The 9,139-nt window shown below is 41.7% G+C and carries 14 protein-coding genes; 10 read left to right on the top strand and 4 right to left on the bottom strand.

The annotated features are described in order from the left end of the window. Window positions 1-301: 301 nt before the first annotated feature. The 4 genes from N6G83_RS51825 to N6G83_RS51810 form a co-directional block, all read right to left on the bottom strand. A complete protein-coding gene (locus N6G83_RS51825) occupies window positions 302-1,144 on the bottom strand; it encodes a HEPN domain-containing protein (protein ID WP_260524328.1) in 843 nt (280 codons plus the stop codon). A gap of 3 nt (window positions 1,145-1,147) precedes the next feature. Continuing rightward, on the bottom strand, window positions 1,148-1,519 hold the full coding sequence (locus tag N6G83_RS51820) for a DUF2726 domain-containing protein (protein ID WP_260524327.1): 372 nt from the start codon (window positions 1,517-1,519) through the stop codon (window positions 1,148-1,150). Between the two features lie 211 nt (window positions 1,520-1,730). Beyond that, on the bottom strand, window positions 1,731-2,192 hold the full coding sequence (locus N6G83_RS51815; RefSeq protein ID WP_219015175.1) for a hypothetical protein: 462 nt from the start codon (window positions 2,190-2,192) through the stop codon (window positions 1,731-1,733). A gap of 9 nt (window positions 2,193-2,201) precedes the next feature. Next, window positions 2,202-3,140 carry a replication initiation protein gene (locus N6G83_RS51810; RefSeq protein WP_260524330.1) on the bottom strand — a complete coding sequence of 313 codons (939 nt, stop codon included), beginning with the start codon at window positions 3,138-3,140 and terminating at the stop codon, window positions 2,202-2,204. A gap of 1,140 nt (window positions 3,141-4,280) precedes the next feature. Here N6G83_RS51810 and N6G83_RS51805 point away from each other — a divergent pair. The 10 genes from N6G83_RS51805 to N6G83_RS51760 all read left to right on the top strand — a co-directional run bounded on the left by N6G83_RS51805 (window position 4,281) and on the right by N6G83_RS51760 (window position 8,884). Continuing rightward, window positions 4,281-4,973 carry a hypothetical protein gene (locus tag N6G83_RS51805; RefSeq protein WP_260524326.1) on the top strand — a complete coding sequence of 231 codons (693 nt, stop codon included), beginning with the start codon at window positions 4,281-4,283 and terminating at the stop codon, window positions 4,971-4,973. A 61-nt stretch (window positions 4,974-5,034) separates the two neighbouring features. Then, a complete protein-coding gene (locus N6G83_RS51800) occupies window positions 5,035-5,286 on the top strand; it encodes a type II toxin-antitoxin system Phd/YefM family antitoxin (RefSeq protein ID WP_219015177.1) in 252 nt (83 codons plus the stop codon). Next, window positions 5,276-5,557 carry a type II toxin-antitoxin system RelE/ParE family toxin gene (locus N6G83_RS51795; protein WP_260524325.1) on the top strand — a complete coding sequence of 94 codons (282 nt, stop codon included), beginning with the start codon at window positions 5,276-5,278 and terminating at the stop codon, window positions 5,555-5,557. Before N6G83_RS51800 ends, N6G83_RS51795 begins: the two co-directional genes overlap by 11 nt. A 42-nt stretch (window positions 5,558-5,599) precedes the next feature. Beyond that, window positions 5,600-6,160, top strand: a complete 561-nt coding sequence (locus tag N6G83_RS51790; RefSeq protein ID WP_260524324.1) for a hypothetical protein — start codon at window positions 5,600-5,602, stop codon at window positions 6,158-6,160. Further along, complete coding sequence (locus tag N6G83_RS51785) at window positions 6,153-6,422, top strand: hypothetical protein (RefSeq protein WP_126179362.1); 270 nt, start codon at window positions 6,153-6,155, stop codon at window positions 6,420-6,422. The genes N6G83_RS51790 and N6G83_RS51785 overlap by 8 nt, the downstream gene beginning before the upstream one ends. Beyond that, window positions 6,419-6,853 (top strand): hypothetical protein, encoded by a 435-nt coding sequence (locus N6G83_RS51780; RefSeq protein ID WP_241391991.1) that lies wholly within the window; start codon window positions 6,419-6,421, stop codon window positions 6,851-6,853. Before N6G83_RS51785 ends, N6G83_RS51780 begins: the two co-directional genes overlap by 4 nt. A 482-nt stretch (window positions 6,854-7,335) precedes the next feature. After that, window positions 7,336-7,851 (top strand): J domain-containing protein, encoded by a 516-nt coding sequence (locus N6G83_RS51775; RefSeq protein ID WP_219015180.1) that lies wholly within the window; start codon window positions 7,336-7,338, stop codon window positions 7,849-7,851. 112 nt (window positions 7,852-7,963) lie between these two features. Then, the gene (locus tag N6G83_RS51770) at window positions 7,964-8,149 is read left to right on the top strand and encodes a hypothetical protein (protein WP_260524323.1); all 186 of its coding nucleotides are present in this window, start codon (window positions 7,964-7,966) and stop codon (window positions 8,147-8,149) included. 126 nt (window positions 8,150-8,275) lie between these two features. Next, window positions 8,276-8,485 (top strand): hypothetical protein, encoded by a 210-nt coding sequence (locus tag N6G83_RS51765; RefSeq protein ID WP_260524322.1) that lies wholly within the window; start codon window positions 8,276-8,278, stop codon window positions 8,483-8,485. 195 nt (window positions 8,486-8,680) lie between these two features. Continuing rightward, on the top strand, window positions 8,681-8,884 hold the full coding sequence (locus N6G83_RS51760) for a hypothetical protein (protein ID WP_260524321.1): 204 nt from the start codon (window positions 8,681-8,683) through the stop codon (window positions 8,882-8,884). The last annotated feature ends 255 nt before the right edge of the window (window positions 8,885-9,139 follow it).

The following is a 9,139-nucleotide window of genomic DNA, read 5'->3' as shown; positions in this document are numbered from 1 at the left end:
CTATTGCGTTCGACCGGCGGGCGTGGATTACTAATCCCAGCTATTGGGTCACAGGCGATACGCCCCATGAAAATTTCTTCGAAAAATAAGGAATGCCCAATCCCCTCTTAACGACATCTACAGGAGGATAAATGGAATTAATAAATCACATAATTACTGTAATTCAAGAAGCCTCATGGCCTGCAAGGATAGGCTATATTGCGTACATAGTAATAAGCATGATACTGCTTATCGTCAAAGTTATACCCGCGATTTACGCATGTTTAACTGAAAAGTAAAAAGCCCCGAAAGGGGCATTTACTCAAAAAGGCGGCATACTTATTAAAAAAGCTTCTCTTTTTAATTTCTCGTCCTCTTCATATTTTTCTTCATTAGTAATGATAGCAGAAGAAATATAACCACTGACAATAGCTAAAAAAACACGAACTAGATTGACTGAGTTTTCAACATCATTGGAAGTAAGAGGAATTCTTTTCCCTTCTATGGTTTTTCCATCGCGATGAACAATGTCATGCCTAAGCTTTATTAACTTAACTAATTCTCCTAACCGATTTTCTTTTGGCTGTTTTGCTTGCAAGACAACCTCATAGATATTTAAAACCTTTGGAATCTGATGATAAAGAATATCAGAAAAGAAATTCATTACTCTCTTTTCTATGATAGAACCATCATCAAGAATTTCCTTCAAAGATACCGTAGTGTCATTTAACCCCTTCACATGGGAAACAGCGTTTCGTATGTAACGATCAGAGGATAAAACCACAGATTTTAACATTTCGCTGAGACAAGATTCCAGGATAGTGACTGAGTAGGCCACTTGCATTTTTATGAGTGTTTCATTGTTTTCAATTGAATTGAGAGAGAGAACAGCTTCTAAGGCACTGGAGTAATTTTTAAAAATATCAAGATGGGGATTCTTTTTTAACCACTCGATCTCCATTTCCTGTTCTTCTTCTAACTCAAACTGATAGGCAGCTTCATCTGCAAGATGATCCTGGTATTCATGAAACTGAAATTCTGCTTCTCCATATTCAATAGATAGTTCATCAAGCTCGCTGTCTTCATCTAGTCCCAGATGTTCGCGTATCCATTCTTCTTTTCTTTCTTCCTGCATGTCATCTAACAAACTCTTAACAAGGCCCATATATTACCCCTTAAAAAAATCAATTAAGTAAAGTTCCGCAACTCTTGAAATGCAAAAATATTCAATCGAAGATTGTTTAAACACCTCAGAAAGAAATGATTTCCTTTCCTCTTTGAAAATCCCATTTCCTTGATAGTCAAACACCGCCACGGTATAATTGTTATTCAAATCATACACAACAAAATCCAGGGTAACACTCAGGATTTTGTTGATGTCATTATAGAATTTATCACTACCTGATTCTGCTGTGGGTTTCACCAGTTCGGCAAGTTTAATTTTAGACAAAACCACGACACCAGGAGGGCAGAGCTGCACCAGATTGGCATAGAACTCCTTCTCTTGTATCGTTAGTGGGTTACGTTGTTGGTAATCCATTATCATTACTCCTTCTGTTGCATAGCAACCCGAGAGCCTACGGCAGCACTGGCAAAGTGAACACATAGCAATGCATGAAATGCATGGATATGTGGTCACTTTGCCTATCTTGCATCGTGTAGTTCTCTTTGCTGCTCCGAAGTTCTCATTTGTCACCTTACTCTATGGTAGCACGGAAAAAACGCTTTGCAGAACGGGGAGGGTATACCAATCAATCATCATTGGCTGCACCGCGCTGGCTACGGTTTTCCCTGGTAAAAGGCGTATTATTTTTAACACGCATCAGACGGAAAAAAGGCTCAAATTTTAAAAATACAATATCCAACACTAAACCCAAGTGAGCTATCACCGTCATTGCGATCAAACAGATAAGCGTGAAGTCAGTACCTTTATAAAAATGCTCATCATAGACCGTATAGTAAAAAACGAGTCCAAGCCCTACAGTCAGATACGTTAACAACTTCCTGAACGGGTAGAGCACATTAGCAGGTAACAGAACGGCAGCAGTGAGCAGTAAAGCAATTGCATACCGAACCGTAAACCAAAGGAAATCTAGCCACCTCAGAACGCGGCCATTACGCACTGCCTTCTTTTTCTCATGACTCACACGTTTCACGGCTGCTTTAAAACTGGTTCTTTCCTTGCCTTGCGGGAACTGATAGATGTTTGACATAAAGCCTCCTTAACCTCTAAAGCCCTCAGGGATTTCTGTGTCTGGCTCTGAGATTGCATTGATATCACGCCGAGAGTTGTTACTCGATGCTTTCACTTCACCTTTTTGGTTTAGTTCCAGCACCTCATCTACAAAATCATCTTCTGCTTCACTCTCTTTACTTACAGAGTAAGTAAAACGAAGCTTAGAAGCTTTACGGGCAACTTTTTCAATAATTGAAAAATCTAGATCTTTAATTTCGGTAACATCATTTATTAGAGAAATGTTTTTTTTCAAAAACGCTCTATTGAAAATTTTGAAGTCTGGATAAAAGTAATTTTTTTCGTTGTCTTCAATTTTAAACAAATTCAACTCATCTTTTAAATCATCAACCTCGATATCAAAATAGCTTCTCTTTCCAATGCTGATGTTTTTTCTAATGAGTTGATAAAGTGAGCTAGCATTCGTCTCTGAGAGTCTAACCGTGGATAACAGAACTTGAGTTGTATAGTTGTCTTTCAATCTACAAATGTATGGTTCGATGAATCGTGTAAAACTCAGCTCTATTGATGACTCACTTTCTGCATAGTCACAATATTCAGTCAAGTTTAAAGATCGTATAGTATCAGCCGGTGATTTTTTCCCTTTCTTCGGTAACAAAGGTTCCCCAGCTCTTGCGAATGGTTCTAAAAGCTGACTCTTTGGAATGCTAATGATACTGGTCTGTAGTTCGCTAGCACCCTCTTTAAGTTGCTTGTAAGCGACAGATATGTCCACATCAGCTATCACAGAATACTCTTTTGCAGTTATTCTGAATGTCTGCCCTTGCTCTAGCATTCTTTTGGAATCAAGTTGGGCAATAGCCATAAACAAGATTCGGCGAGCAGACAAGGGAAGCATGGAGAATGTAGAGTTGATTTCATTCCGATGTCTTATCTTAGTTTTTGGCGTCACATTTTGAAGTTTCATCCGTACAAACCTTTTTATCTTATTCGACAGAACAACAATAACACCAAAGGTGAACTTTGCAATAAAAAAGAGTTCACCTTTAAGTGAGATATCAAAAAAGATAAATCTCACCTTTGAGGTTTTAACTGTGTAATCAAGTGTAATTCGAGACGGCATAGGTGTTCACCTTTTGCGGCATTCTCCCTCACCAAACACGGCATAGGCGTTCACCTTTCATAAAAAAGTCATTACAAACATAAGCATATATCTGATAGGAAAGGCTTACCGTTCTGAAAGGTACTCATCAACAAACTGATCTATTAAAATGATATATATATCAGACTACTATATGACCTGTAGCGCTCAAAAATCAGCCAGGAAGAGCCTGCAACCCCTATTGCAAACGTAAATTACAGCAAACGGCATAGGCGTTCACCTCTTACGGCATAGGCGTTCACCTCTTACGGCACAGGCGTTCACCTCTACGGCATAGGCGTTCACCCTTAACGGCATAGGCGTTCACCTCTTACGGCATAGGTGTTCACCCTTAACGGCATAAACGTTCACCTTTTGCGGCATAGGTGTTCACCTTTAGAACTAACACTCAATAAAAAAAAAGGAATAAACACTTAAATAACAACAATATAAAAATGTTAATAAAATGTTACTTAAGTATATTAAGTTAAGATCAAGTTTAAGTAAGTTTTGAACTAAGTCTTTTAATAAGTAAAAAAAGATCAGTAATACAAAGCCCTGTGGATAACTCGCAGGCACACAACCCACGGTCAGACCTCCTGATCGCCCCAATATGCTACTGTGTGAACGTGCTCACATTAAACACCGTAGCAATTCCGCTTCCTCGTTTTGACAGACTCCGGCGGCGCATAGCTTGCCTACGCTAGCCAAAACTGCGGCGAGCGGTGCGGAAGATCCAAAAAGGATCCTTTTTTGCTCTCTGTAAAGCTCTTTAAGCCGCGATCGGCACATAAGTGAAGGCTCAGCTCATCCAGATACCCAAGATCGCTCTACGCGCTACTGGCTGCGTTTCAGCGCTTAAGCATCATCGCACCTTTGCTTTTTCCTACTGGTCGCATAGTCTTACGGGTCGCCGGAGCTACAATGCTCTGGTTGTGCTTGTTAACATTACAAGGATAATTATTTATGGCTGGAATCAATAATATACAAATGCATCGAATTGAAATGAGCATTCTGGCACAGTGTGATTTGAATAATTTTGCGATCCTTGAGGCAATCAGTACTGGAGGCGTTGACTACTTTGAACAAATCCAGGAACAAACCATCATTGCTGACGAACGGTTATTAGAAAAAAACGCTTTAGTTGATTTGGTTGATTTCTGCAAAAGTCATTATGATCGAGACTTGGGTTTTCAATCAAAAATGGATGACGGTTTTCACTGTTATTATACTTGTGTAATTCCTGCAAATAAATTCATTCCATTTGCCCAAAAGTATTCTCCCTTCATTGAATTCTTGGGTAAATTTAGAGAAAGTGATGTAGATATTATAGAAGTCAGTTTCCCGGAAAAGGTAAAGAAGATCATATTGGATGAATTCGCATATGGGGATGACTTAGCCGCTACTTTATTTATGGAGAAACATAACGATAAAGAGGGTGGTAAATTTTTAATTTATGCGTTGTCGAAATATGGTTCGAACATTACTAAAACAACTTTGATGTTAGAGCGGCTTTACGATTGCACCATTGAAATGGCAGCAAAAACAGACGCGGTTAAATTACTTTGTCACCGAATTAAAGAGGATATTAAAAACGAGTTTGGTATTTCATATATTAATGAATTAATGGAACCGTTCGAAGACGATTTTCGCAGCTAGACACATTGAAAAATACTTTTAATGGTGCTATTATTGGTGTTCTATTGAAGGAGGGTCTCTCATGGCTTATCAGATTTTAACTACTACCGCAGCGTCGATAACCGACCTGAAAAAAAATCCGATGGGAACCGTGGCCGATGGTGACGGTGAAGCGGTCGCGATCCTCAATCGCAACGAACCAGCGTTCTACTGCGTTCCCCCCGAGCTCTACGCCTATTATCGTGAGCTGGCCGAAGATGCTGAGTTGAATCAAATCGCTGATGAGCGCATGAAAAATGCCGAGTTTGTGAGCGTTACCCTCGATGACCTATAAACTCAAGTTTGAAAAACGGGCTCTGAAAGAGTGGAAAAAGCTGGGACATCCGATCAGGGAGCAGTTGAAAAAAAAGCTGGCTGAGCGATTAGAAAACCCTCATGTGCCAGCGTCCCGACTCAGTGGCCGCCAGAACCGCTATAAAATCAAACTACGTTCATCCGGGTATCGACTGGTTTACGAAGTCATCGACAACGAAATCGTCCTGCTGGTGATCGCCGTTGGCAAACGGGCAGGGGATGAAGTCTATTTAACTGCCGACAAACGGTAAGATTTATTACGGTACGCCCCGATTGGCGATTAGGAGTACAACATGCAAGAATTTTCAAATCAGCAAATTACCACCCTTGAGCAAGTCTGCTTGCTACTCGGCGACGGGTGGCACATTGACCGTCTAAAGTCCGAGCAATGGCGTCAAGTCTTGCGCTCTCCTGAATACCGACATTACAGCATCATAATCACCTGCACATATCACCAGTTTCAGCTGTTGGCCGTCATTGACCGTTGCAGCGATACAGCGATTAAAATTTCCCACAGTAGAACGCCAACGGCGATCAGCCGTGATATCCGCAAGCGCTTATTCAATGGCCTCCGGGCAAAGCTTGCAGATGCGGATAGCCAGCGACAAAGAGAGGCTGAACGGAAACAGGCTAAAGAGTGGTTTATCGATGCTATAAGCCGCTTAGTCAGTGTCGAACGGCCTCGCTATGGTCACACCGATAGAGTGTGTGGATTGAGTCATGGGGGGATCGGCGGCGAGGTTCAACGCTATTGCTATGAAAATTATAAACTCGACCTAAAAGGGTTAACGATGGATGAAACTATTCGGATCGTTGGGTTTATTAGCCAACTAAGAGGGCAAAACAATGTCTAAGACCTGCGTCTATCATCATGCCGGTTCCAGCGGCATGAATACGTTTAAAACAGAAGTTTTTAAATTGGATAACGGGCAGTTAGAAGCCGTGTTTACACGAATCAAACGTAAACGCTTTCCAGACGGAACGGAAAAGGAATTTGTGGATCAAGTCTCACAGTTTACCGCAAGCAGCAAAGAAGAATTAAAAGGGCTAGATTTACCCAAGTTGCGCTCAACTAAAATTTTACTCGATTCTGAATTTTTTAAGGGTGAAGAATGACGACACCGACCGGCGCGGAAATCGCAAAGCTGAGAAATCAACTCGGATTGACGCAAAAAAACCTTGCTGCGCTTTTTGGCGTTACTTTGGCTACGTGGCAAAAAAAGGAGTCTGAAACGTCAAAAGAGACGATCGGCATCCGGCCCGGTGAGTTTCAGTTCCTGCTGTTGCTTGCCGGTGAACATCCGCAGTATGTTTTGACGCAGAAGCAACCGGAGCTGATGACGGTGCAAAATAAACCTAGCGCTGACGACGTTAGGCAGTTGAGGGAAGCTGCCGGGTTGAGCGTTGAACAAGCCGCCGCACTGTTTGAGTGTCTGCCGCGCAGCTGGCAGTCAAAAGAGAACCCGAACACACGCGGAACGCTGACCGTAGGGGAGTATAATTTTTTGTTATTGTTGGCCGGTAAACATCCGTATTTGTCAATTTGACGTCAAAGGCGCATTCTGCAGCCAGGCGCCAGGCATGAAAACACCATCATTTTTACACATGGCCACCGACCGGCGCCGCCATTTTTGATTGTGTTTATTCCCTTACTGTTTGTTCTCTACGTTCTCCCCCGTAACCATCTGCGCAAGCGCATCCGCTAACGCCTCGGAAATCACGCTCAAAACGGCGCTGTGCGTCGTTCTGACCGCTCACCGAGGGAAGGGGCGGGTTTTGCGTCTGCGTCGTCTGTTGGCGCGTATAGGCTTAGCAGGGCGGAGGGGGGATTTTGCTTCATGCAATATTGTACCGCCCAAGGGCGGGCATCAGCGGGGTTATAATAGTGTGATTTTTAACTATATAGTGCCGCTTTTCATGCACTTACGTGCATAAATACATTGCGCCATTCATCAAACGATGTATAATGGTTCTATCAAGTCAGCAGTGATTTGAACGGTACGCCCCGAACGGCGCTAGGAATAAAATTATGAACATTCAAGAAGCCCTCAATGTTTTCGGTTTAACTGGTGAAGTTAATCAGGCCGAACTGAAAAAAGCATTTAAACGCCTCGCTGTTAAATATCACCCAGATAAAAACCCTATCGGCGCAGAAATGATGAAAATGATTAATGCGGCGTATGAATTCCTTACTAATAACATTGGAAAAATAAATCAATTTCAATCACAGAATGAAGAGGATGTGTATAACTACAGTGATGAAATTGAAAGTGTATTAAAAACGATTGTGACGTTGGAAGGGGTAATATTCGAAGTGATAGGAAACTGGGTTTGGATTCGAGGTGAAACTAAAAATCATAAAGAGATACTTAAATCGCTAAAATGCAAGTGGGCACCTAGTAAAAAAGAGTGGTATTACAGACCAGAGGAGCATAAAAGTGTTTACAACAGGAAAACACACACCATCGAAGAAATCCGCGAAATGTATGGAACAAATGGGCAAAGAAAAGCAAAAGGTAAAAAACAATTAGAAAAAACAAATTAATACAAGGCGGGGGAACCCGCCTTATTTTTTTATCTTATATTGAATCAAGTATCAAACGATGTATAATGGATTTATTGAATCGATAATTATCACTACAGCAGAAGGTTTCACGATGGAAAAGAAAACTAAAGAATTAGTTGTAGGTGACATGGTTCTAAATGTTCTAAACCGGTCTTATTATCAGCTCGAAGCGGTGGAGAAATCAGGCTCCGGGTATATCGTTACCATGACCCCCGCAAATATAAACGGCAATCGATACTACGCAGAATACGCAACCCGCCATCAAATTCAGGCTTAACTCACACCGCTTAATTTATTATTGATGAATATAAAAGTTGCATCGGATATCAAACGATGTATAATGAATTTATTGAATCAATAGCGATTCGATCGGTACACCCCGTAGGTGATTGGAGTAATGAATATGAAAGAATCTAACCGCAATTTTGATACCCTCCGCTTATCTCGCTTTGAAGTTGTATTTATTGCAGAAAATTCTTTTGGTGAAGTTGTGATTTGCCGTTATATCACAAATGCACTGAATAAATTTGATGCGGCTTTCCAATTCGGCCAAAACAACAAGGGTTACAACTATGTTGTGAAGGAAGTAAATGAAGTAATTCAATCCATCTAAAAAAGAAAGCCGGGTTGCGCTAACAATCCGGCTCTCAGGCAAATCTAAGACTGTCGAGGAATTAAAAATGCCAATTGATATTATACAGCTCGCAAAACAACTCGCAAGCGGAAAACAAACCCGTATACCGGCAATGAAAGCACATGCATGGGACGATCTGCGTTGGTGGGTCGATTACCTGCGGGGGTATGCGCTATGAAAAATAAAGTGATTTACACGAAGTCAATTCACTATTACAAGGCAGGAGTTAAACGGCTTTTTGAGCACCGATATGGCTTAACGATGGAAGACGTTTCTTTGAGTTCGGATTTTATTCTCCAAGCGTATGAGGCGAAAGAGTCCCCAGAGCAGTTAGTTGAGTGGTACGGTGAAAAATACGATTTAACAAAGATTAGATGATGAAAGAAAGGGGGCTAAGGCTCCCTTTTTTATGCCCGAAAGGGCATGTAGGGGGAAAAGAAAAAGAAAGATGAGCGCCGCTGTAACATTCCCCCGAAGCCGCCGTAGGCGTAATTAACCCACATAACGCAAAATCCCCCCCTCCGCCCTGCAAAGCCTAAACCAACTCGCCGCTACACAGAACGTTTTTAACGCTGGCAACGGTGAGCGGGCTGGGCGACGCTATGCGGCGACCTGGGCGTGATTTCCGTTGTC

This window comes from Serratia sp. PL7, assembly GCF_945957435.1.
The sequence above is the reverse complement of the archived record's forward strand: the minus strand, read 5'-3'. Positions and strand labels throughout refer to the sequence as shown.

What these genes read in the sequence shown, in the direction of transcription:
- N6G83_RS51825 (WP_260524328.1), bottom strand. Translation starts at nt 1,144, where the DNA reads ATGGGCCTTGTTAAGAGTTTGTTAGATGACATGCAGGAAGAAAGAAAA.
- N6G83_RS51820 (WP_260524327.1), bottom strand. Translation starts at nt 1,519, where the DNA reads ATGGATTACCAACAACGTAACCCACTAACGATACAAGAGAAGGAGTTC.
- N6G83_RS51815 (WP_219015175.1), bottom strand. Translation starts at nt 2,192, where the DNA reads ATGTCAAACATCTATCAGTTCCCGCAAGGCAAGGAAAGAACCAGTTTT.
- N6G83_RS51810 (WP_260524330.1), bottom strand. Translation starts at nt 3,140, where the DNA reads ATGAAACTTCAAAATGTGACGCCAAAAACTAAGATAAGACATCGGAAT.
- N6G83_RS51805 (WP_260524326.1), top strand. Translation starts at nt 4,281, where the DNA reads ATGGCTGGAATCAATAATATACAAATGCATCGAATTGAAATGAGCATT.
- N6G83_RS51800 (WP_219015177.1), top strand. Translation starts at nt 5,035, where the DNA reads ATGGCTTATCAGATTTTAACTACTACCGCAGCGTCGATAACCGACCTG.
- N6G83_RS51795 (WP_260524325.1), top strand. Translation starts at nt 5,276, where the DNA reads ATGACCTATAAACTCAAGTTTGAAAAACGGGCTCTGAAAGAGTGGAAA.
- N6G83_RS51790 (WP_260524324.1), top strand. Translation starts at nt 5,600, where the DNA reads ATGCAAGAATTTTCAAATCAGCAAATTACCACCCTTGAGCAAGTCTGC.
- N6G83_RS51785 (WP_126179362.1), top strand. Translation starts at nt 6,153, where the DNA reads ATGTCTAAGACCTGCGTCTATCATCATGCCGGTTCCAGCGGCATGAAT.
- N6G83_RS51780 (WP_241391991.1), top strand. Translation starts at nt 6,419, where the DNA reads ATGACGACACCGACCGGCGCGGAAATCGCAAAGCTGAGAAATCAACTC.
- N6G83_RS51775 (WP_219015180.1), top strand. Translation starts at nt 7,336, where the DNA reads ATGAACATTCAAGAAGCCCTCAATGTTTTCGGTTTAACTGGTGAAGTT.
- N6G83_RS51770 (WP_260524323.1), top strand. Translation starts at nt 7,964, where the DNA reads ATGGAAAAGAAAACTAAAGAATTAGTTGTAGGTGACATGGTTCTAAAT.
- N6G83_RS51765 (WP_260524322.1), top strand. Translation starts at nt 8,276, where the DNA reads ATGAAAGAATCTAACCGCAATTTTGATACCCTCCGCTTATCTCGCTTT.
- N6G83_RS51760 (WP_260524321.1), top strand. Translation starts at nt 8,681, where the DNA reads ATGAAAAATAAAGTGATTTACACGAAGTCAATTCACTATTACAAGGCA.